This is a genomic window from Serratia sp. TSO36 (assembly GCF_057808395.1).
Window position 1 is genome coordinate 1 of sequence record NZ_JBJZOU010000002.1, and the last position, 21,487, is coordinate 21,487.

Below are 21,487 nucleotides of genomic sequence, written 5' to 3' on the forward strand. Positions count from 1 at the left end.
GCTGGATATCGTCTTGTGGAGTGCCCACACAGATTGTCTGATAAATTGTTAAAGAGCAGTGCCGAGAAACTCATCGGCGCGGGCTGCGTATATTACGCTTTTAGCCCGGAGAGTCAAGCGTTTATTTCGCTGTCTTCTCGCTGACCCGGCGGCTTGTCAGTCGTTGTTCCCGGTCAGTGGAGGCGCATTATAGGGAGTTCTCGGCAGGCCGCAACCCCTAATTGCAAAAAACTTTTCAAGCGCGCTTTTTTTCAACAAAAGGGCGAAAAAGCGACGAATTTATGTCACTTTTTCAGGCAAACAGCCATAAAAGCTGGCGATCACTGGAGTAAAATAGAAATAACGATGTCAGTAAGGACCCGCAGCCATGCCGTTAAATGCACAACAACAGGCCGCCCAACGCAATCTTTCTTATCTGCTTGCAGAGAAACTTGGCCAACAAATTCTGGCGGGCGATTATCAGGCCGGCAGCATCCTGCCCGGTGAAATGGAACTGGGCGAGCAATTCGGCGTCAGCCGCACCGCAGTACGCGAAGCGGTAAAGATGTTAGCCGCCAAAGGCATGCTGCTACCGCGCCCGCGCATCGGCACCCGCGTGATGCCGCAGAGCCAATGGAATTTCCTCGACCAGGATTTACTGACCTGGTGGATGACGCGGGAAAACTTCGATCAGGTGATGCAACACTTCCTTATCCTGCGTACCTCGCTGGAGCCGCAGGCCTGCGCGTTGGCGGCAAACCACGCCAGCCCGCAGCAAACCAAGCTGCTGGCGGAGCTGATGGCGGAAATGCGCGCGCTGCATACCCAGTTTGATCGCGAGCGTTGGATCCAGGTCGATACCCAATTCCACCAGCTCATCTACGAGGCCAGCGGCAACCCGTTCCTGACCTCGTTCGCCAACCTGTTCAGTTCGGTGTACCAAAGCTACTTCCGCGCCATCACCGGCAATGAAGTGATCAAGCTGCGCCATCATCAGGCTATCGTCGATGCGATACTCGCCGGAGACAGCGCCGGCGCGCTCGTCGCCTGCCAGGTACTGCTGAAAGAGAAAGACTAGACACGCTCCCCGCTTATATATAGAAGAAAGAGACGAGGGACAGACGACCATTTAACCAGGACCGACCATGACCCAATCCGCGCGCAGTATGGCAGGACTTCCGTGGATCGCCGCAATGGCGTTCTTTATGCAGGCGCTGGACGCCACTATCCTCAATACCGCGCTGCCGGCGATCGCCCAAAGTCTGGGGCGTTCGCCGCTGGCGATGCAATCGGCCGTCATCAGCTACACGCTGACGGTGGCGATGCTGATCCCGGTCAGCGGCTGGCTGGCGGACCGCTTCGGCACCCGGCGCGTGTTCATCTTCGCCGTCACGTTATTCACCCTCGGCTCGCTGCTGTGCGCTCTGTCCCCTACGCTGAGCGCGCTGGTCGCCTCTCGCGTGCTGCAGGGCATCGGCGGCGCGATGATGATGCCGGTCGCGCGATTGGCGCTGCTGCGCGCCTACCCGCGCAGCGAACTGCTGCCGGTGCTGAACTTCGTCACCATGCCCGGCCTGGTCGGGCCGATTCTGGGGCCGCTGCTGGGCGGCTGGCTGGTCACCTACGCCACCTGGCACTGGATTTTCCTGATCAATATCCCTATCGGCCTGCTCGGCATCTTCTATGCGCGTAAATACATGCCGGACTTCACCACGCCCAAGCGCCGCTTCGACTTCCTTGGCTTTATGCTGTTCGGCCTGAGCCTGGTGCTGATTTCTACCGGGCTGGAGCTGTTTGGCGAGCGGGTGCTGGCGAGCTACGTTTCGCTGGGCATTCTGCTCAGCGGCTTCGTGATGCTGTTCGGCTATATCGCACACGCCCGCCGCCATCCTCAGCCGCTGATCGGTCTCGACCTGTTCAAAACCCGCACCTTCTCGGTCGGCATCGCCGGCAACGTCGCCTCCAGGCTGGGCACCGGCTGCGTGCCGTTTTTAATGCCGCTCATGCTGCAGGTGGGATTCGGCTATACGGCGATCGTCGCCGGCTGCATGATGGCACCGACCGCCATCGGTTCGCTGATGGCGAAATCCACCGTCACTCAGGTGCTGCGCTGGTTCGGCTACCGTAAAACGCTGGTCGGTATCACCGTCATCATCGGGGTGCTGATCGCCCAATTCGCCCTGCAAAGCCCGGGCATGCCGCTGTGGCTGATGATCCTGCCGCTGTTCGTGCTGGGCATGGCGATGTCCACCCAGTTCACCGCCATGAACACCATCAGCCTGGCGGATTTGAACGACGCCAACGCCAGCGCCGGCAACAGCGTCCTGGCGGTCACCCAACAGCTGTCCATCAGCTTCGGCGTGGCGATCAGCGCGGCGGTGCTGCGTTTTTACGAATCTCTGTCGTTAGGCACCATGATCGACCACTTCCATTACACCTTTATCACCATGGGGATCGTCACCGTGGCGTCGGCGCTGGTGTTTATGTTGCTGAGAAGGAAGGATGGCCGCAATTTGATCAGCGGCCAGGAAAGCAAGAAAGAAGCGAAGGCGGCGAGTTAACGGCGGCCCACCGAGGCGCGTTCCACCAGCTCGGGCGTCAGCACCAGCACCTGGGGGGCGCGCTCCGGGTTCTGCAGGCGATTGATCAGCGCATCGATCGCCAGTTCGCCCAGCGAATCCTTCGGCTGATGAATGGTGCTGAGCGGCGGCGCCAGATAGCGCGCCAGCTCAATATCATCGTAGCCCATCACCGCCATATCCTGCGGCACGGACAGCCCGGCCTGATACAGCGCCTGATAAACGCCCACCGCCACCGCGTCGTTGCCGGCGAACACCGCATGCGGCGGCTCGTCCAGCGCCAGCAGTTGGCGCATGGCGTTCACGCCGCCCTCAAACTCAAAATCGCAGTGCACTTCATACCCCGGCGGAACCGGCAATCCGGCGCGCCGCATCGCGTTGCGATAGCCTTCCAGCCGGTGACGGGCGGTAGTTTTATCCTGCGGGCCGGCGATGCAGGCGATCTTGCGGTAGCCGCGGGCGATCAGATGATCGGTCGCCATCTCGCCGCCCAGCAGCGAGTTATCCTGAATAATGTCGTTGGCGCCCTCGAACGGCGCCCAGTCCATCATGACGATCGGCAGTGACGGGTAGCGGCTCAGGGCATCTTGCGATGGCCGGTGGTTTTCGGTGCACATCAGCAGCAAACCGTCGACGCGCTTTTGCAGCAGCGTCTCCATGCTGCGGTTCATGCGCGCGGCGTCTTCTTCGGTATTGCACAGGATTAAACTGTAGCCGCGTTCATAGCAGCTGCGCTCCACGCCGCGCACCACTTCGGCATAAAACGGGTTGTTGCTGGCGGTCACCAGCATGCCGATGGTGCGCGTCTGATTGAGCTTCAGGCTGCGCGCCAGCGCGGAAGGCGCATAGTTCAGCTGTTCCACGGCCGCCATGACCTTGTCGCGCACGCTGTCGCTGACAAAGCGATTGTTGTTGACCACATGCGAAACGGTAGAGGTTGAAACGCCCGCCAGGCGGGCGACATCTTTCATGGTGGCCAAAGGATCACCCCTGCTGCTGCAAGAAGGCGTCAATATCTTCACGCCACGGCACCGAAGGCTGCGCGCCAGGGCGGGTCACGGCGATCGCCGCCGCCGCATGGGCGAAACGCACCGCGTCGGCCATGCTCTTGCCTTCCAACAGGGCAGTGACCAGCGCACCGTTAAAGGTATCGCCGGCGGCGATGGTATCCACCGCTTGCACCTTGAAGCCGGGCACCCGTTTGCCGTTGCCGTTTTCGCTCAGCCACACGCCGCGGCTGCCGAGGGTGATGATCACCGTCGCGATGCCCTTGTCGTGCAGCGCCTGCGCCGCCCGCGCCGCATCGGCGTCGTTGTCCACGGCGATGCCGGTCAGGCGCTGGGCTTCGGTTTCATTCGGGGTAATCATATCGATCATGCCCAGCAGCTCGTCCGGCAGCTCACGCGCCGGGGCCGGGTTGAGGATCACTTGCGTGTGATGCTGCTTCGCCAGGCGGGCGGCGGCGATCACCGTCTCCAGCGGCGACTCCAGCTGCATCAGCAAAGCGTCGGCATCGATCACTTTTTGTTGGTAGCGCGCCAGGTAATCCGGCGTCACCGCCGCGTTGGCACCGGCATCGATGCCAATCACGTTCTCGCCTTCGGCGTTGACGAAGATCAGCGCCACGCCGGTGGTGCTGTCGGCGATGGCTTCAATCGGTTGAGTATCAATGCGATCGCTCGCCAGCTGCCGGCGGACACGTTCGCCAATGTCGTCGGCGCCCACGCAGGCGATAAAGGCGATCTCCGCCCCGCTGCGCCCGGCCGCCACCGCCTGATTCGCGCCCTTGCCGCCAAACGCCACCTTATACTGTTTCCCGATCACCGTTTCGCCCGGGTGGGGGAAGTGTTCAATATTGAGGATATGGTCGGCATTGATGCTGCCAAGAACCACCAGCTTACCTGTTTCCATCGCATTGATTCCTGAATTGCGCGCCATCGTAAACGCCCCGTTCCGATGGCGCTGGTATGACTTATTTAGTGACCAGTTTCAAATCGACCGGGATGGTCGCCGGCACTTTTTCGCCTTTCAGCACTTTATCGGCGGTTTCCACACCGATCACGCCGATCTGATCGGGACGCTGCGCCACGGTCGCCGCCAGCTTGCCGCCTTCAACCGCTTTCACGCCGTCGGCGGTGCCGTCGAAGCCTACCACGATCACGTCGGTTTTACCGGCGGTTTGCAGCGCGCGCAGCGCACCCAGCGCCATTTCATCGTTCTGGGCGAACACCGCCTGCACGTCCGGGTGCGCGGTCAGCAGGTTCTGCATCACGTTCAGGCCCTTGGTGCGATCGAAATCGGCCGGCTGGCTGGCCAACAGTTTGAATTTATTCTGATCCAGCGACTGCTTGAAGCCTTCACCGCGTTCACGCGCGGCGGAAGTGCCGGCGATGCCTTCCAGTTGAATCACCTTGGCATCGGCGCCCACTTTCTTGGCGATGAAGTCGCCGGCCATTTTGCCACCCACGCGGTTGTCCGAAGCGATGTGGCTCACCACCTCGCCCTTGCTCGCCACGCGATCCAGCGTGATGACCGGGATCTTAGCCTGGTTGGCCATCTTGATCGCGTTGCCCACCGCATCGGAGTCGGTCGGGTTGATCAGCAGCAGCTTAGGCGCGCGCACCATCAGATCCTGCACGTTGGCCAGCTCTTTCGCCGGGTTGTTCTGGGAATCCAGCACCACCAGGTTGTAGCCCAGCTTGTTGGCCTCTTGCTGCGCGCCATCCTTCATCGAGACGAAGAACGGGTTGTTGAGGGTGGATACCACCAGCGCGATGGTGTCTTTGGCCATGGCATTGGCGCTCAGGGTGGCGCTCAGCGCGAGGGCGGAAGCTAAGGTTGCCAGTTTTTTCATTTTCATCATCGTGATTCCTGTAGGGGGAGGTTACTTGTTGCTTTTGTTATCTACCAGAACCGCCAGCAGTATCACCACTGCCTTCACGATCATTTGGTAGTAGGAAGAAACACCCAGTAAATTCAGGCCGTTGTTCAGGAAGCCGAGGATCAGCGCCCCGATTAGCGTGCCGACGATGCGGCCCTTGCCGCCGGCCAGGCTGGTGCCGCCCAGCACCACGGCGGCGATGGCGTCCAGCTCATAGCCGGTGCCGGCGGTCGGCTGCGCTGACGACAGGCGCGCCACTTCGATCACCCCGGCCAGCGCCGCCAGCAGGCCGCACAGCGAGTAAACGATAATCTTCACTTTATCGACGCTGATGCCGGACAGGCGGGTTGCCGCTTCATTGCCGCCCAGGGCATAAATATAGCGGCCCAGGCGCGTGTGGTGCAGCATATACCAGGCGGCGATGAACACGATCGCCATGATCCAGATCGGCGTAGGCACGCCCAGCGGGCGGCCGATGCCGAACCAACCAAAGGTGTCGGCCACGTCGGTGAAACCGGTATTGATCGGGCTGCCGTTGGTGTACACCATGGTGACGCCGCGCAGCAGCAGCATCATCACCAGCGTAGCGATAAAGGCTTGCACCTTGCCTTTGGCGACGATCACCCCGGTGCAGGCGCCAACCGCGGCGCCCAGCGCCAATGCCGCCGCCACCGCCACCAGCGCGTTGACTTCAAAGCCGACGATCGACGCCGCCACCGCGCCGGTCAGCGCCAGCAGCGATCCCACCGACAGATCGATGCCGGAGGTGAGGATCACCAGCGTCATCCCCACCGCCATGATGGCGTTCACCGAGGTTTGCTGCAGAATATTGAACAGGTTGTTCAGGGTGAAGAAGTTCGGGCTCATGGAAGAGACCACGGCGATCAGCACCAGCAGCGCAATCAACGACTTCTGCTCTAACAGCCACTCTTTACTGAACCAGCGCTTGGCTGCGATAGTCTGGGAACTCATATCTGATTACTCCTGCTTTACGCCGTATTGCTTGCCGACGGCTGCCGCCATCAACGCTTCCTGGGTGGCCTGTTCAATCGGGAACTCGCCGCTGAGATGCCCTTCGTGCATCACCAGAATGCGATCGCTCATGCCCATCACCTCCGGCATCTCCGAAGACACCAGAATGATGCTCAGCCCTTCCTGCTTGAACTGGTTGATTAACTGATAGATCTCTTTTTTGGCGCCGACGTCGACGCCGCGCGTCGGCTCATCGAGGATCAGCACCTTCGGCCGAGTCATCAGGCCGCGGGCGATCGCCACTTTTTGCTGATTGCCGCCGGAAAGCAGACCGATCGGCTGCTCCATCGACGGCGTTTTGATATTGAACAGCCGGATGAAATCTCCCACCGCCTGCCGCTCGTCGGCCTGTTTCAGGCTGCCGTCGGCGCGGCTGAAGTAGCGCAGCGCGGTCAGCGACATGTTTTCCTTCACCGACATGCCCAGTACCAGGCCGTCGCGCTTGCGGTCTTCCGAGATATAGACGATGCCGTTCGCCAACCCGTCCTGCGGCGAATGGGTGACCACCTCGCGGCCGTCCAGGCTGACGGTGCCGGCCTTGCGCGGCGCGGCGCCGTACAGGATCTTCATCAGTTCGGTGCGCCCGGCGCCCATCAGCCCGGCCACGCCGAGGATCTCGCCGCGATACAGCGTAAAACTGACGTCCTCAACGCCGGGGCCGGAAAGGTGGCTGACTTCCAACCGTTTTTCCCCGCGCGGCAAATCAAGGCGCGGGTATTGCTCTTCCAGCTTGCGGCCGACCATCATCTCAATCAGCGAATCTTCCTGCAGCTCGCTCACCGGCCGCTCGGCGATAAACTGCCCGTCGCGGAACACGGTCACGTCGTCGCAGATTTCAAAAATCTCTTTCAGGCGGTGCGAGATATAAACGATGCCGCGCCCTTCGGCCTTCAGCTCGTTGATCACTTTGAACAGCGAGGCGGTTTCGGTGTCGGTCAGCGCGTCGGTCGGTTCGTCCATGATGATCACTTTCGATTCGAAGCTCAGCACCTTGGCAATCTCCACCATCTGCTGATCGCCAATCGACAGCTCGCCCACCAGCCGGTGGCTGCTGTAGCGCAGGTTGAGGCGCGCCAACAGGCGATCGGCCTCGGCGTACATACGCTTCCAGTCAATGCGGCCGAAACGGTTGACGAACTCGCGGCCGAGGAAGATGTTTTCCGCAATCGTCAGCTGCGGGATCAGATTCAGCTCCTGATGGATAATGCCGATGCCCGCTTCCTGCGAATCTTTAGGCCCGTTGAACGCCACCTCGTTACCGAGAAAATACTGGCTGCCGGCGTCTTTCTGATAGATGCCGGTCAGCACTTTCATCATGGTGGACTTCCCGGCGCCGTTTTCCCCCACCAGCGCCATCACCTTGCCGGGATAAACGCTGAGGGCGGCGCCGGAAAGCGCCTTCACGCCGGGAAAGGCTTTATCAATCCCTTTCAGTTGCAGTAAAGGTTGCATAAACGCCTCAGAAAGTTACGCCGGCGCACAGGATCAGGTTCGCGTAAGGCGAACACTCCCCGCTGCGGATCACCGCCCGGCTGTGCCCGGTTTGCGCTTTAAACGCCTGATGGCTGATATAACGCACGCTGATGGTATTGCCCTGGCGTTGGCCCAGTGCGGTCAGTTCAGCCAACAGTGCCTCGTGGAGCGACGGATTCTGTTTCACGATCTCTTCCGCCAGGATGGCGCTTTCTACCTGCATCTCTTGCGTGACCGCCGCGAACACCTGCATGAAGGTCGGCACGCCCTGCGTCAGCGCCAGATCGATGCGCTGCGTCGCCGCCGGTATCGGCAGGCCCGCGTCGCACAGGGTGAGCTGGTCGGTATGCCCCAGCCGGGCAATCACGGCAGACACGTCGGAATTCAGTAATACGCCTTTTTTCATCTTCTCACTCCGCTAGCGAAACGTTTCGCTCTCTGGGGGAGTTTAAAAAAACGGCAGGGGAAGGCAACCGGGACAATGCAGAAGTGTGATCGCTATCGAAACGTTTCGTTCACGCACGAACAATGCGCAAACAAAAGGGGCTCAGCCATGCTGAGCCCCTGTCTGGCGGGTTAGATCTCGACCTGTGTGCCGAGCTCGATGACCCGGTTCGGCGGGATCTCAAACTGATCCGGCGCGCGCAGCGCGTTGCGGCTCAGGGCGACGAACAGCTTGCCGCGCAGGTAGAGGTACCACGGCCGCTTGGTGAGGATCAGCGATTCATGGGACATGAAGAACGAGGTCTCCGACATGCGGCACGGCAACCCTTCCAGCCCGCAGCGGTGGAATACCTCCTCGACGTTCGGCGTTTCCCGCCAGCCGTAGCTGGCCACTACCCGCCAGAAGGTCGGCGACAGCTGTTCGATGGTCACCCGGCGCACGTTGTGCACGTAAGGCGCATCCTCGGTGCGCAGCGTCAGCAGCACCACGCGCTCATGCAGCACCTTGTTGTGCTTCAGGTTGTGCAGCAGCGCAAAAGGAATGACGTTGGTGGCGCGCGACAGGAACACCGCGGTACCCGGCACCCGCACCGGCGGCGATTTCTCCAGCGAGGCGATCATCGCCTCCAGCGAGTTGCCGTGTTCATGCAGGCGGCGCAGCAGGCGGAAGCGCTCGCTCTTCCAGGTGGTCATAATGATAAACATCACCAGCGCCAAGGTCAGCGGCAACCAGCCGCCGGAGAACAGCTTCAGGGCATTGGCGGAGAACATCGGCACGTCGATGATCAGCAAGATGGCAGCGATGCCGAGCGCCAGGAAGCGATTCCAGTGCCAGTTGTTGATCGCCACCGAGGTGACCAGAATGCTGGTCAGCACCATGGTGCCGGTGACGGCGATGCCGTACGCCGCCGCCAGGTTGCTGGAGTGTTCGAAACCGACAATCACCAGCACCACCGAGATGTACAGCGTCCAGTTGATCACCGGAATGTAGATCTGGCCGGATTCCATTTCCGAGGTGTGAATAATGCGCATCGGCGACAGATAGCCCAGGCGCACCGCCTGGCGGGTCAGCGAGAAGACGCCGGAAATCACCGCCTGCGAAGCGATAACCGTCGCCAGGGTCGCCAGAATCAGCAGCGGGATCAGCGCCCAGTCGGGTGCCAGCAGGAAGAACGGGTTTTTGATCGCCTCAGGGTTTTTCAGCAGCAGCGCGCCCTGGCCGAAGTAGTTGAGCACCAGCGAAGGCAGCACCACGGTGAACCAGGCCAGGCGGATCGGGAACTTACCGAAGTGCCCCATATCGGCATACAGCGCCTCGACGCCGGTGATAGACAGCACCACCGCCCCCAGCGCAAAGAACGACACCTTCTTATATTCCATGAAGAAGTTGAGCGCCCATTTGGGGTTCAGCGCCTGCAGCACTTCCGGGTTCGAAATGATGCTGCGCGCGCCCAGCACCGCCAACACGATGAACCACAGCAGCATCACCGGGGCGAACAGCTTGCCGACGCTGCCGGTACCGTGCTTTTGAATAACGAACAGCAGCGTCAGCACCAGAATGGAGAGCGGCACGATATAGGCATCGAGCGCAGGCGCGGCGATTTCCAGCCCCTCTATCGCCGACATCACCGAGATAGCCGGGGTGATCACCACCTCGCCATAGAAGAAGCTGCCGCCGATCAGGCCCAGTATCACCAGCACCGCGGTGGTGCGCGCCGAAGTGTTGCGCCCGGCCAGCGACATCAGCGTCAGAATGCCGCCCTCGCCGGCGTTGTCCGCGCGCATCACGTAGGTGAGATATTTGAGGGAAACGATCACGATCAGCATCCAGAAAATCAGCGACAGGAAGCCGAAAACCACGTCTGGACGAACATCGAAGCCGTAATGGCCGGAGAAACACTCTCTCAACGTATAGAGAGGGCTGGTGCCGATATCACCGTAGACCACGCCGATGGCCGCCAGGGTTACCGCCGATAAGGACTGCTTATGCTCTGCGCTCATAATTCGTTTCTTTATCAGAACATCCGTTAGCGATGCATCCGCATCAGGCAAAATACGGGCTCAAAGATCCGTCACGCCCACCAGAAAGCCGCACAGTATGCACCATTTATACGGCTTGCCTACCCTTATATCAGAGCCGAAAAATAAACAAAATGTGAACCGGATATCCGGCTCAACTTAGAAAAATATTACTAATCAACAAGCTATACCACTAAAAATAATGGTGGTTTATCATCGGATTATCGACCAAGATTGGCTAACTCTCGGACAATGCGACAATTATATGACGCCATCATCCCTTCTGGCAGAACGAATTTCCCGCCTCAGCAGCGCGCTGGAGAGCGGTCTTTATGAGCGGCAAGAAGCGATTCGCCTGTGCCTGCTGGCGGCGCTGAGCGGCGAAAGCGTATTCCTGCTCGGCCCGCCCGGCATCGCCAAGAGCCTGATCGCGCGCCGGCTGAAGTTTGCCTTCCGCAACGCCCGCTCCTTTGAATACCTGATGACGCGCTTTTCCACGCCGGAAGAGGTCTTCGGCCCGCTCTCCATTCAGGCGCTGAAAGATGAGGGGCGCTATCAGCGCCTGACCGCCGGCTACCTGCCGGAAGCGGAGATCGTGTTTCTGGACGAGATCTGGAAGGCCGGCCCGGCGATCCTCAACACCCTGCTGACGGCGATCAACGAACGGCGCTTTCGCAACGGCAACAGCGAAGAACCGATCCCGCTGCGCCTGCTGGTCACCGCCTCCAACGAACTGCCCGAAGCGGACAACAGCCTCGAAGCCTTATATGACCGCATGCTGATCCGCCTGTGGCTGGATAAGGTGCAGGATAAGCAGAATTTCCGCTCGCTGCTGGTCAACCGCCAGAGCGAAAGCCAAAACCCGGTGCCGGCGGCGCTGAGCGTCAGCGACGAAGAGTTTCTGCAGTGGCAGCCGCAGATCGATAAGGTGGTGCTGCCGGAAGCCTGCTTTGAGCTGATTTTCCAGCTACGCCAGCGGCTGGACGCGCTGGAACAGGCGCCGTACGTCTCTGACCGACGCTGGAAAAAAGCCCTGCGCCTGCTGCAGGCCTGCGCCTTCTTCAGCGGGCGCGACGCCATCGCCCCGCTCGACCTGATGCTGCTGAAAGACTGCCTGTGGCACGATCTCACCTCGCTGAAGCTGCTGCAACAGCAGATCGATCAGCTGCTGACCGAATCGGCCTACCAGCAACAGTCGATGCTGATCCAACTGCAACAAATCCACACCCGCTGGCTGCAGGATCAGCAGCAACAAAGCGACCGGCAGGCCATCAGCCTGGTGAAAAAGGGCGGCATGTTCAGCCGTAAACCGCAATACGCGCCGGCCACGCCGTTCGCCGGCGGCACCCTCACCCTGTTGCTGCAAAAGCCGCTGCAGCTGCATGACATTCAGGTCAACCATCTGAGCATCGAAAGCAGCGTGCTGGACAACTGGCTGCAAAAAGGCGGCGACGTGCGCGCCAAGCTGAACGGCATCGGCTTCGCGCAGCCGATCGATTTGGAGGTCGACGACCAACTGCACCTGACGGTGCTGGACGTCAGCCGCCAGCCGTCGCTGCTGGCGCTGCCAGGCAAACAGGCCACCGCCACGCCGCAGGCGCTGCTGGACGAAATGGACGCGTTGGCCCAACGCCTGGCGGAGCAGCGCCGCGCCTTCAGCCAACATCAGCCCTGTCTGTTCACACCCGCCGCCGGCCTGGCCAAGATCGAAGCCAGTCTGCTGCAGGTGGCGGAGCAGGTTAAACAGCAACTGCAGCAAATGCGCGGCCAGTAACCATGCTCAGTCTGGAGACGCTCGATCTGCTGCTGGCGATCGCCGAAGGCGAAATGATCGAGGAGATGATCGTCGGCATGCTGGCGGCGCCGCAGCTGTCGGTGTTCTTTAAAAAGTTTCCGGCCCTTCGCCGGGCGCTGGATCGCGATCTGCCACGCTGGAAACTGCAGCTCAAGGAGCGTCTGCAGGAAGCCATGGTGCCGCCGGCGCTGGCGCAGGAATTTTACCGCTACCAACAGTGCCAGCTGGAGAACAACACCCAGTTCTATCACAACCTCAACGACACGATGGAGCTGCTGCGCCAGCTGGTCTCGCCGTTTTATGAACAGGCGCGCGCCCTGGTGGACGCCGCCGATCTGCCCAATCATCCGCTGGACGACAGCTTCCAAACCCTGTTCCTGCAGCGCTGGCGCATCAGCCTGACGCTGCAGGCCACCATGCTGCACCACCAGCTGCTGGAACAGGAGCGCGAGCAGCTGATGGCGGAACTGCAGGAGCGATTGGCGCTGAGCGGCGCGCTGGAGCCGCTGCTGTCGGAAAACGACACCGCCGCCGGCAGGCTGTGGGACATGAGCAAAGGCCAGCTGCAGCGCGGTGATTACCAACGGCTGGTGGAGTATGGCAACTTTTTGCAGCAGCAGCCGGAGCTGAAAAAGCTGGCGCAGCAGTTGGGCCGCAGCTATCAGGCCAAGGCGGTGCAGCAACAGGACGCGCAGCCGGAGCCGTTCAGGGTGATGGTGCAGGTGCCGGCCACGCTACCGGAAGAAGTGAGCGGCATTCATCAGAGCGACGACATCCTGCGCCTGCTGCCGCCGGAGCTGGCGACGCTGGGCATTGAAGAGCTGGAGTTCGAATTTTATCGCCGCCTGCTGGAAAAGCGGCTGCTGAGCTACCGCCTGCAGGGCGACGTCTGGCAGGAGCAGATCCTGATCCGCCAGGTCACCCACCAGCAGCAGGATCAACAGCCGCGCGGGCCGTTTATCGTCTGCGTGGACACCTCAGGATCGATGGGCGGCTTCAACGAACAGTGCGCCAAGGCGTTCTGCCTGGCGCTGCTGCGCATTGCGCTGGCGGACAACCGCCGTTGCTACATCATGCTGTTCGCCAACCAGATCGTGCATTACGAGCTCACCGCCGCCAGCGGCATCGAACAGGCGGTGCGCTTTCTCGGCCAGCAGTTTCGCGGCGGCACCGATCTGGCGGCCTGCCTGAACGCCACCGTCACCAAAATGGCGGAGAGCGGCTGGTTCGACGCCGATGCGGTGATCATTTCCGATTTTATCGCTCAGCGGTTGCCGGAGGAGGTAATAAAGAAGGTGAAACAGCAGCAGCAAAGCCACCAGCAGCGTTTCCATGCGGTGGCGATGTCCGCCTACGGCAAACCCGGCATCATGCGCATCTTCGATCATATCTGGCGCTTCGATACCGGGCTGAAAAGCCGTTTGATGCGCCGCTGGCGGCGCTAGGCGGGATCAGAGCAGGCCTTCGACCGCCCCGCGCACTTCCGGCGACCACACGCCGCACTGCACCTGGCCGATATGCGACAGTTGCAGCAACAGCATCACCAAGCGCGACTGACCGATGCCGCCGCCGATGGTCTGCGGCATATCGCCGCGCAGCAGCGACTGGTGCCACTCCAGCTTCATGCGCTCTTCATCGCCGGTCAGCGCCAGCTGACGTTTCAGCGCGGCGGCGTCGACGCGGATGCCCATAGAGGACAGCTCGAAAGCGTCCTGCAGCACCGGGTTCCACACCACGATATCGCCGTTCAGGCCCGCCAGGCCATCCGCCGCCGGGGTGGTCCAATCATCATAATCCGGCGCCCGCACATCGTGCGATTTGCCGTGCGACAGCTTGCCGCCGATGCCGATCAGGAACACTGCGCCCAGCTCTTTGGCGATCGCCCGCTCGCGCCCTTTGGCGTCCAGATCCGGGTAACGCTGCAGCAGGGTTTCGCTGTGCACAAAGTGGATCTGTTCCGGCAGGAACGGGGTCAGGCCATGCTCGCGGCTGACTTCCGCCTCCGTCGCCTTGATGGCGGCGTAAATGCTGCGCACGGTGCTTTTCAGGTAGTCCAGGCTGCGCTCACCGTCGCCCATCACCCGCTCCCAGTCCCACTGATCGACGTACACCGAGTGGATAGGCGTCAGGCGATCTTCATCCGGGCGCAGCGCCTTCATATGGGTGTACAGGCCTTCGCCGGCGCCGAAATCGTAGCTGCCCAGGGTTTTGCGTTTCCATTTCGCCAGTGAATGCACCACTTCGAAGGTGGCGTCCGGCAGGGTTTTCACCTTAACCTGCACCGCTTTCTCGCTGCCGGAGAGGTTATCCTGCGTGCCGTCGCCCAGACGGCTGAGGATCGGCGCCTGCACTTCGATCAGGCCAAGCTGTTGCTCCAGCTGGCGGGAGAAGAAGGATTTGACCTGGCTGATTTGTTGTTGTTTTTGGATAAACTGTTTTTTCATTGCCGTATCTCTTGTAAACCTGTCTCTGTTGCCATCGATTAAGCAACAAAATGACATGTCAATTCAATATCCATTAATCAATATTGCCTTTTCACTTTTAATCGTTCATTTTTATCCGGACAGAATTCAACAATCGTTAATTAATGGGGGATTAAATGGCGGAAATTTATCAGATCGATAATCTCGATCGCGGCATCCTCAACGCTCTGATGGACAACGCACGCACGCCGTACGCCGAACTGGCGAAAAACTTCGCCGTCAGCCCCGGCACCATTCATGTGCGGGTAGAGAAGATGAAACAGGCCGGGATCATCACCGGCGCGCGCATCGACGTCAGCCCCAAACAGCTGGGCTACGATGTGTGCTGCTTTATCGGCATCATATTAAAGAGCGCCAAGGACTACCCTTCGGCGCTGAAAAAGCTGGAAAGCCTGGAGGAAGTGGTGGAAGCCTATTACACCACCGGCCACTACAGCGTCTTTATCAAGGTGATGTGCCGATCGATCGACGCACTGCAGCAGGTACTTATCAACAAGATCCAGACCATCGACGAGATCCAGTCTACCGAAACGCTGATCTCGCTGCAGAACCCCATTATGCGCACCATCGTGCCGTAACCCGCCAAATTGCATACCCACATTATCCACAGGTAGATCCCAGCCGATTCACAGCGTACAATGCAGCCACTTTGAGTGAGAAGGTTGGGATCGTTGGTTCATGGCAGACATTACTCTGATCAGTGGCAGTACGCTTGGCAGCGCCGAATACGTGGCTGAACATTTGGCTGAAAAGCTGGAAGACGCGGGTTTCTCTACCGAGATGCTGCACGGCCCTGAACTGGATGAACTGCCGTTGACCGGCCGCTGGCTGGTGGTATCTTCCACGCACGGCGCCGGCGAACTGCCGGATAACCTTCAGCCGCTGCTGGAGCAGATCGCCGAACAACAGCCGGATCTTTCCGAGGTGCAGTTCGGCGCCGTCGGTTTAGGCAGTTCGGAATACGACATCTTCTGCGGCGCGATCAAACAGATCGACGATCTGCTGATCGCCAGAGGCGCGAAAAGGATCGGCGATCGTCTCGAGATCGACGTGACCGAGCATGAAATTCCCGAGGATCCGGCCGAGGAATGGGTAAAAAACTGGATTAATTTACTCTAGTTTGTCTAAAGATCGCGCGAACGATTGTGGATAACTAAGCTTAAAAGCAGGGTAAAAGCCGTAGTTATCCAAATAACAACCGTAGGTCGCTTTTTGTCCTGTGCATAACAAGCCTTTTAGATCCCAGCTTATCTGCGTCGGGATCACCGATCATTCACAGCAAACGATCCTCCTTAATCTGCTGATCTTCTTCGTGAATAGTTACTTATCCACAGAGGATCGCGATCCTAATAAGAGATCTAATAAAGAGATCTTTAAATAAAAAAGATCTTCTTTTAATTACCGACGATCCTGACCGCTTGGTCGATCGTCTAAACTTGAGTAGAATCCCCCACCCTAGGGCAAATACGATCGTTCGCAATACGGCGAGGTGCAGTTCCATGTTTTATCCAGATCAATTTGACGTCATCATCATCGGTGGTGGCCATGCAGGTACCGAGGCCGCCATGGCCGCGGCGCGCATGGGACGTCAGACTTTATTATTGACACACAATATCGATACGCTGGGACAGATGTCCTGTAACCCGGCGATTGGCGGTATTGGTAAAGGGCATCTGGTTAAGGAAATTGATGCACTCGGCGGCCTGATGGCCACGGCGATCGATCATGCCGGCATCCAGTTTAGGATACTAAACGCCAGCAAAGGCCCTGCCGTTCGCGCCACTCGCGCGCAGGCGGATCGCGTGCTGTATCGCCAGGCGATCCGCACCGCGTTGGAGAACCAGCCCAACCTGATGATCTTCCAACAGCCGGTTGAGGATCTGATCGTCGAAAACGATCGCGTAGTGGGCGCCGTAACCCAAATGGGCCTGAAATTCCGCGCCAAAGCGGTGGTATTGACCGTCGGCACCTTCCTGGACGGCAAGATCCATATCGGCCTGGAGAATTACAGCGGCGGCCGCGCGGGGGATCCTCCTTCGATCTCGCTGTCGCAGCGTTTGCGTGAGCTGCCGCTGCGCGTCAATCGCTTGAAAACCGGTACGCCGCCGCGCATCGACGCCCGCACTATCGATTTCAGCGTACTGGCGCCACAACACGGCGATACGCCGGTGCCGGTATTCTCGTTCCTGGGCGATGCCAGCCAGCACCCGGAACAAATGGCGTGCTACATCACCCACACCAATGAAAAAACCCATGACGTGATCCGCAATAACCTCGATCGCAGCCCGATGTATGCCGGGATCATCGAAGGGATCGGCCCACGTTACTGCCCGTCGATCGAAGACAAGGTCATGCGCTTTGCCGATCGCAACGCGCACCAGATCTTCCTCGAACCGGAAGGCCTGACCAGCAACGAAATTTACCCTAACGGCATTTCCACCAGCCTGCCGTTCGACGTGCAGATGCAGATCGTCCGTTCGATGGAAGGGATGCAGAACGCGCGTATTATTCGCCCTGGTTATGCCATCGAGTACGATTTCTTCGATCCGCGCGATCTGAAGCCGACGCTGGAAAGCAAATTCATTCAGGGGCTGTTCTTCGCCGGCCAGATCAACGGCACCACCGGGTATGAAGAAGCCGCTGCGCAGGGCCTGTTGGCCGGCCTGAACGCCGGGCGCTTCGCCGACGATCAGGAAGGCTGGGCGCCACGTCGCGATCAGGCCTACCTGGGCGTGCTGGTGGACGATCTCAGCACCCTCGGCACCAAAGAACCGTACCGCATGTTTACCTCGCGCGCCGAGTATCGTCTGATGCTGCGCGAAGACAACGCCGATCTCCGCCTGACGGAAAAAGGCCGTGAACTCGGCCTGGTGGACGACGTGCGTTGGGCGCGTTACAGCGAGAAGCTGGAGCGAATCGAACGCGAACGTCAGCGCCTGCGCGACATCTGGATGCACCCGCACGCCGAGAACGTCGAACAGGTCAATGCGCTGCTGAAGGCGCCGCTGTCGCGCGAAGCGAACGGCGAAGAGCTGCTGCGCCGCCCGGAGATGGATTATGCGCAGTTGACTGGCACCGAGGCCTTCGCGCCGCCGCTGGACGACGTACAAGCCGCCGAACAGGTCGAGATCCAGGTCAAATACGAAGGCTACATCGCTCGCCAGCAGGAAGAGATCGAAAAACAACAGCGCAACGAGAACACCGTGCTGCCGTTGGATCTCGACTACCGTCAGGTTTCTGGGCTGTCGAACGAGGTGATCGCCAAGCTGAACGATCACAAACCGAACTCCATCGGCCAGGCTTCGCGCATCTCCGGCATTACGCCGGCGGCGATCTCGATTTTGCTGATCTGGCTGAAAAAGCAGGGACTGCTGCGCCGCAGCGCATAAATCCCGCATCCAGGCGGCCGTTTGCTCATCCCGTAGCCAAACGGCCGCTGACATCACTTGCGCCCTGAATTATCATAGGCGCCTCATTGCGCCAGCTAACCATCCGCTGGTCGTTCAGCGCCTGCCAAAGGATCCGTTGTGCAAAAAAAATTAGACTCGCTGCTCGCGGCAGCAGGCATTGAGCTGCCCGATCAGCAGAAACAGCAGCTGCTGGGCTATGTCGGCATGCTGGATAAGTGGAACAAGGCTTATAACCTCACGTCGGTGCGCGATCCGCAGCAAATGCTGGTGCGCCACATCCTCGATAGCATCGTGGTCAACCCGCATCTGCAGGGCTCGCGTTTTATCGATGTCGGCACCGGCCCCGGCTTGCCGGGCATTCCGCTGGCGATCGTGCGCCCGGACGCGCATTTCACGCTGCTCGACAGCCTGGGCAAGCGCGTGCGTTTCCTGCGTCAGGTGCAGCATGAGCTGGGCCTGAACAATATCGAGCCGGTGCAGAGCCGCGTTGAGGAGTTTCCGGCCGAGCCACCGTTCGACGGCGTGATCAGCCGCGCGTTCGCTTCGCTGCAGGATATGCTGTCCTGGTGCCATCACCTGCCGGCGAAAGGGCAGGGGCGTTTTTACGCGTTGAAAGGCGTGCGCCCGGATGAAGAGCTGGCGCAGCTGCCGGCGGGCGTTAGCCTGGAATCCATCGTGCGGCTGCAGGTGCCTGAACTGGAAGGCGAACGCCACCTGGTGATTCTTAAGGCAAACTGAGTTTGCTTTTGATCAAACAAGCGTGAATTAAAGGCAGTACCAGGCAGAAAGATAAGCAGGCTAATTAGTTGGTCGCTTTTTTTAGTTAATTTACTTTCTATTAACACAAAAAACGCGGCTAATTAGCGACAATAGAGTAATTGCATTTGGAAATAGTCACGTTAGCAATCATGTGCGAAAGATTGGCGTTTGCTGCTAATGTTAATTGGCTGTTGGAATATTGCCCTGCGGCTTGTCAATAAAAGGTTTTCGTCGGGTATACGGATTGTTTTTGAACAGTTAACTGATAATGTTTTGATTTATATAATCTTTTGATCGCTCAAATTGCTAAAGACGGTTTGGTTGACCATCGGCTATAAATCAGGAAGGGACATTACTGTGATCGGCTTCGCGTTTCTAAACGCAACGCTGGAATAATCAGACAATTAAATGCGCCCTATTATTCCGACCGTTTTCTTGTGAAAATAGGCTGGAATAGGGAAATTTAAATAATTGTTCACCTTTTCGCTACTTATCGATTGAATTCGTTGGTATGCCCCGTATAATTTGCTCGTTTTTTGCTGCTTGACTCTGGACAGCAAAAACAGTTGTATACGTCACTCAGCATACCCCCTCTGGGGTACGGAGAGAACAAACGTCATGTCTGTGTCCCTTTACAGCGGGAAAGTCGCACGCAAACTGCTGTTTTTGCAGTTAATGACTTTTGTTCTGATCAGCGTTGCTTTCTGGCTGAAAAGCCCGGAATGGAGCGCTTCGGCGCTGGCAGGCGGTCTCGCCGCCTGGTTGCCGAGTGCAATGTTTATGCTGTTTGCCTTGCGCCATCAGGCGCAAACGCCGGCGCCCGGTAGGGTTGCCTGGTCGTTCGCCATCGGCGAGGGGCTAAAGGTCGTGATCACCATCGTTTTGCTGATCGTGGCGCTGGGGGTGTTCAAGGCGGAGTTTATACCGCTTGGCCTGACCTATTTAGCGGTGTTAGTGGTGCAGATAGTGGCACCGGCCGTGATTAACAGTTACCGAACTTAACTAAATAAGGGTAAGAGGCATCATGTCTGCAGGAGAAGTCTTGACTCCACAGGAGTATATCGGTCACCACCTGACGCAGCTTCAGGTCGGGACTGGGTTTTGGTCGATTAACCTCGACTCGATGTTTTTCTCCGTCGTCCTCGGGGCGCTCTTCCTGGTGATCTTCCGCAAAGTGGCCAAAAACGCCACCAGCGGCGTGCCGGGTAAACTGCAAACCGCCGTGGAGCTGGTGGTCGGTTTCGTCGACAGCAGCGTGCGCGACATGTACCACGGCAAGAGCAAGGTCATTGCGCCGTTGGCGCTGACCGTGTTCGTCTGGGTGTTCCTGATGAACCTGATGGACCTCATCCCGGTTGACTTCCTGCCTTATCTCGGCACCCACGTTCTCGGTCTGCCTGCGCTGCGCGTCGTGCCTACCGCCGACGTGAACGTCACGCTGTCTATGGCGCTGGGCGTGTTTATCCTGATTCTGTTCTATAGCATCAAAATGAAAGGCGTTGGCGGGTTCGTTAAAGAGTTGACCATGCAGCCGTTCAACCACCCTGTATTCATTCCTATCAACCTGATTCTTGAAGGTGTCAGCCTGCTGTCCAAACCTGTTTCACTGGGTCTGCGACTGTTCGGCAACATGTATGCGGGTGAGTTGATCTTCATCCTGATTGCCGGCCTGTTGCCGTGGTGGTCACAGTGGGTCCTGAGCTTGCCTTGGGCTATCTTCCACATCCTGATCATTACGCTTCAAGCCTTTATTTTCATGGTTCTGACGATCGTCTATCTGTCGATGGCGTCTGAAGAGCACTGATTTTCTTAAAACACTTGCACTTTTAAACTGAAACAAACTGGAGACTGTCATGGAAAACCTGAGTATGGATCTGCTGTACATGGCTGCCGCTGTGATGATGGGTTTAGCGGCAATCGGTGCTGCGATCGGTATCGGCATCCTGGGTGGTAAATTCTTGGAAGGCGCTGCTCGTCAGCCTGACCTGATTCCTCTGCTGCGTACACAGTTCTTTATCGTTATGGGTCTGGTCGACGCCATCCCGATGATCGCTGTAGGTCTGGGTCTGTACGTGATGTTCGCCGTCGCGTAAGTAGAGCAACCCTCTACGACGTAACCAAACTATTAACTTTTAAAGAGGCATTGTGCTGTGAATCTTAACGCAACAATCCTCGGCCAGGCCATCGCGTTCGTTCTGTTTGTCTGGTTCTGCATGAAGTACGTATGGCCGCCGATCATGGCTGCCATCGAGAAACGTCAGAAAGAAATCGCTGACGGCCTCGCTTCTGCAGAGCGTGCCAAAAAAGATCTGGACTTAGCGCAAGCCAATGCGACCGACCAGCTGAAAACTGCTAAAGCAGAAGCTCAGGTGATCATCGAGCAAGCGAACAAACGCAAAGCTCAGATCATGGATGAAGCGAAAGCCGAAGCCGAGCAGGAACGTAACAAAATCGTGGCGCAGGCTCAGGCTGAGATCGAAGCCGAACGTAAGCGCGCTCGTGAAGAGTTGCGTAAGCAAGTCGCGATGCTGGCAATTGCCGGCGCCGAGAAGATCATCGAACGTTCCGTGGATGAAGCTGCTAACAGCGACATCGTTGATAAACTGGTCGCTGAACTGTAAGGAGGGAGGGGC

At 58.7% G+C, this 21,487-nt stretch carries 20 protein-coding genes; 12 read left to right on the plus strand and 8 right to left on the minus strand.

Annotated features, from left to right (window positions below):
• The first annotated feature begins 367 nt into the window (after window positions 1-367).
• Window positions 368-1,057: a FadR/GntR family transcriptional regulator gene (locus ACK3CV_RS00320; protein ID WP_033636503.1), complete on the plus strand. Its 690-nt coding sequence runs from the start codon at window positions 368-370 to the stop codon at window positions 1,055-1,057.
• Between the two features lie 67 nt (window positions 1,058-1,124).
• Complete coding sequence (mdtD, locus tag ACK3CV_RS00325) at window positions 1,125-2,540, plus strand: multidrug transporter subunit MdtD (protein WP_025160302.1); 1,416 nt, start codon at window positions 1,125-1,127, stop codon at window positions 2,538-2,540.
• On the opposite strand, the gene rbsR is transcribed toward mdtD, so the two are convergent.
• The 7 genes from rbsR to kup form a co-directional block, all read right to left on the minus strand.
• Window positions 2,537-3,538: a ribose operon transcriptional repressor RbsR gene (gene rbsR / locus ACK3CV_RS00330; RefSeq protein ID WP_025160301.1), complete on the minus strand. Its 1,002-nt coding sequence runs from the start codon at window positions 3,536-3,538 to the stop codon at window positions 2,537-2,539. The genes mdtD and rbsR overlap by 4 nt on opposite strands.
• 4 nt (window positions 3,539-3,542) lie before the next feature.
• Window positions 3,543-4,469: a ribokinase gene (rbsK, locus tag ACK3CV_RS00335; RefSeq protein ID WP_086580748.1), complete on the minus strand. Its 927-nt coding sequence runs from the start codon at window positions 4,467-4,469 to the stop codon at window positions 3,543-3,545.
• A gap of 61 nt (window positions 4,470-4,530) precedes the next feature.
• Entirely contained in the window at window positions 4,531-5,418 is an 888-nt protein-coding gene (gene rbsB / locus ACK3CV_RS00340; protein WP_033649580.1) for a ribose ABC transporter substrate-binding protein RbsB, read from the minus strand.
• A 24-nt stretch (window positions 5,419-5,442) separates the two neighbouring features.
• Window positions 5,443-6,411: a ribose ABC transporter permease gene (gene rbsC / locus ACK3CV_RS00345; RefSeq protein WP_004933766.1), complete on the minus strand. Its 969-nt coding sequence runs from the start codon at window positions 6,409-6,411 to the stop codon at window positions 5,443-5,445.
• 6 nt (window positions 6,412-6,417) lie between these two features.
• Window positions 6,418-7,923, minus strand: a complete 1,506-nt coding sequence (gene rbsA / locus ACK3CV_RS00350) for a ribose ABC transporter ATP-binding protein RbsA (RefSeq protein ID WP_033636505.1) — start codon at window positions 7,921-7,923, stop codon at window positions 6,418-6,420.
• 7 nt (window positions 7,924-7,930) lie between these two features.
• The gene (gene rbsD / locus ACK3CV_RS00355; protein WP_079656081.1) at window positions 7,931-8,350 is read right to left on the minus strand and encodes a D-ribose pyranase; all 420 of its coding nucleotides are present in this window, start codon (window positions 8,348-8,350) and stop codon (window positions 7,931-7,933) included.
• Between the two features lie 170 nt (window positions 8,351-8,520).
• Window positions 8,521-10,389, minus strand: coding sequence for a low affinity potassium transporter Kup (kup, locus tag ACK3CV_RS00360; RefSeq protein ID WP_033636508.1), 1,869 nt, complete (start codon window positions 10,387-10,389; stop codon window positions 8,521-8,523).
• Window positions 10,390-10,672: 283 nt separating this feature from the next.
• Between kup and ravA the strand changes: the two genes are divergently transcribed.
• Together ravA and viaA are read left to right on the plus strand one after the other, a co-directional pair.
• On the plus strand, window positions 10,673-12,181 hold the full coding sequence (gene ravA / locus ACK3CV_RS00365; protein ID WP_204280373.1) for an ATPase RavA: 1,509 nt from the start codon (window positions 10,673-10,675) through the stop codon (window positions 12,179-12,181).
• Window positions 12,182-12,183: 2 nt separating this feature from the next.
• The gene (gene viaA, locus ACK3CV_RS00370) at window positions 12,184-13,647 is read left to right on the plus strand and encodes an ATPase RavA stimulator ViaA (protein ID WP_033649569.1); all 1,464 of its coding nucleotides are present in this window, start codon (window positions 12,184-12,186) and stop codon (window positions 13,645-13,647) included.
• A 6-nt stretch (window positions 13,648-13,653) separates the two neighbouring features.
• On the opposite strand, the gene asnA is transcribed toward viaA, so the two are convergent.
• Window positions 13,654-14,646: an aspartate--ammonia ligase gene (gene asnA / locus ACK3CV_RS00375; RefSeq protein WP_033636511.1), complete on the minus strand. Its 993-nt coding sequence runs from the start codon at window positions 14,644-14,646 to the stop codon at window positions 13,654-13,656.
• Window positions 14,647-14,801: 155 nt separating this feature from the next.
• Between asnA and asnC the strand changes: the two genes are divergently transcribed.
• The 8 genes from asnC to atpF all read left to right on the plus strand — a co-directional run bounded on the left by asnC (window position 14,802) and on the right by atpF (window position 21,475).
• Entirely contained in the window at window positions 14,802-15,263 is a 462-nt protein-coding gene (asnC, locus tag ACK3CV_RS00380; protein WP_004933786.1) for a transcriptional regulator AsnC, read from the plus strand.
• 100 nt (window positions 15,264-15,363) lie between these two features.
• Window positions 15,364-15,804, plus strand: a complete 441-nt coding sequence (mioC, locus tag ACK3CV_RS00385; RefSeq protein ID WP_033649568.1) for an FMN-binding protein MioC — start codon at window positions 15,364-15,366, stop codon at window positions 15,802-15,804.
• A gap of 380 nt (window positions 15,805-16,184) precedes the next feature.
• Complete coding sequence (mnmG, locus tag ACK3CV_RS00390; protein ID WP_041037358.1) at window positions 16,185-18,074, plus strand: tRNA uridine-5-carboxymethylaminomethyl(34) synthesis enzyme MnmG; 1,890 nt, start codon at window positions 16,185-16,187, stop codon at window positions 18,072-18,074.
• 138 nt (window positions 18,075-18,212) lie between these two features.
• Window positions 18,213-18,833 carry a 16S rRNA (guanine(527)-N(7))-methyltransferase RsmG gene (rsmG, locus tag ACK3CV_RS00395; RefSeq protein ID WP_033649566.1) on the plus strand — a complete coding sequence of 207 codons (621 nt, stop codon included), beginning with the start codon at window positions 18,213-18,215 and terminating at the stop codon, window positions 18,831-18,833.
• Window positions 18,834-19,472: 639 nt separating this feature from the next.
• Window positions 19,473-19,856 (plus strand): F0F1 ATP synthase subunit I, encoded by a 384-nt coding sequence (atpI, locus tag ACK3CV_RS00400; RefSeq protein WP_004933796.1) that lies wholly within the window; start codon window positions 19,473-19,475, stop codon window positions 19,854-19,856.
• 22 nt (window positions 19,857-19,878) lie between these two features.
• Window positions 19,879-20,658, plus strand: coding sequence for a F0F1 ATP synthase subunit A (gene atpB / locus ACK3CV_RS00405; RefSeq protein ID WP_025160299.1), 780 nt, complete (start codon window positions 19,879-19,881; stop codon window positions 20,656-20,658).
• A gap of 49 nt (window positions 20,659-20,707) precedes the next feature.
• Window positions 20,708-20,947 carry a F0F1 ATP synthase subunit C gene (gene atpE / locus ACK3CV_RS00410; RefSeq protein WP_004093904.1) on the plus strand — a complete coding sequence of 80 codons (240 nt, stop codon included), beginning with the start codon at window positions 20,708-20,710 and terminating at the stop codon, window positions 20,945-20,947.
• A gap of 57 nt (window positions 20,948-21,004) precedes the next feature.
• Window positions 21,005-21,475, plus strand: a complete 471-nt coding sequence (gene atpF / locus ACK3CV_RS00415; RefSeq protein WP_004933804.1) for a F0F1 ATP synthase subunit B — start codon at window positions 21,005-21,007, stop codon at window positions 21,473-21,475.
• The last annotated feature ends 12 nt before the right edge of the window (window positions 21,476-21,487 follow it).

Excerpts from the sequence above, each read along its gene's own strand:
- ACK3CV_RS00320 (WP_033636503.1), top strand. The coding sequence starts at position 368 with ATGCCGTTAAATGCACAACAACAGGCCGCCCAACGCAATCTTTCTTAT.
- mdtD (WP_025160302.1), top strand. The coding sequence starts at position 1,125 with ATGACCCAATCCGCGCGCAGTATGGCAGGACTTCCGTGGATCGCCGCA.
- rbsK (WP_086580748.1), bottom strand. The coding sequence starts at position 4,469 with ATGGAAACAGGTAAGCTGGTGGTTCTTGGCAGCATCAATGCCGACCAT.
- rbsB (WP_033649580.1), bottom strand. The coding sequence starts at position 5,418 with ATGAAAATGAAAAAACTGGCAACCTTAGCTTCCGCCCTCGCGCTGAGC.
- rbsC (WP_004933766.1), bottom strand. The coding sequence starts at position 6,411 with ATGAGTTCCCAGACTATCGCAGCCAAGCGCTGGTTCAGTAAAGAGTGG.
- rbsA (WP_033636505.1), bottom strand. The coding sequence starts at position 7,923 with ATGCAACCTTTACTGCAACTGAAAGGGATTGATAAAGCCTTTCCCGGC.
- rbsD (WP_079656081.1), bottom strand. The coding sequence starts at position 8,350 with ATGAAAAAAGGCGTATTACTGAATTCCGACGTGTCTGCCGTGATTGCC.
- kup (WP_033636508.1), bottom strand. The coding sequence starts at position 10,389 with ATGAGCGCAGAGCATAAGCAGTCCTTATCGGCGGTAACCCTGGCGGCC.
- ravA (WP_204280373.1), top strand. The coding sequence starts at position 10,673 with ATGACGCCATCATCCCTTCTGGCAGAACGAATTTCCCGCCTCAGCAGC.
- viaA (WP_033649569.1), top strand. The coding sequence starts at position 12,184 with ATGCTCAGTCTGGAGACGCTCGATCTGCTGCTGGCGATCGCCGAAGGC.
- asnA (WP_033636511.1), bottom strand. The coding sequence starts at position 14,646 with ATGAAAAAACAGTTTATCCAAAAACAACAACAAATCAGCCAGGTCAAA.
- asnC (WP_004933786.1), top strand. The coding sequence starts at position 14,802 with ATGGCGGAAATTTATCAGATCGATAATCTCGATCGCGGCATCCTCAAC.
- mioC (WP_033649568.1), top strand. The coding sequence starts at position 15,364 with ATGGCAGACATTACTCTGATCAGTGGCAGTACGCTTGGCAGCGCCGAA.
- mnmG (WP_041037358.1), top strand. The coding sequence starts at position 16,185 with ATGTTTTATCCAGATCAATTTGACGTCATCATCATCGGTGGTGGCCAT.
- atpI (WP_004933796.1), top strand. The coding sequence starts at position 19,473 with ATGTCTGTGTCCCTTTACAGCGGGAAAGTCGCACGCAAACTGCTGTTT.
- atpB (WP_025160299.1), top strand. The coding sequence starts at position 19,879 with ATGTCTGCAGGAGAAGTCTTGACTCCACAGGAGTATATCGGTCACCAC.
- atpE (WP_004093904.1), top strand. The coding sequence starts at position 20,708 with ATGGAAAACCTGAGTATGGATCTGCTGTACATGGCTGCCGCTGTGATG.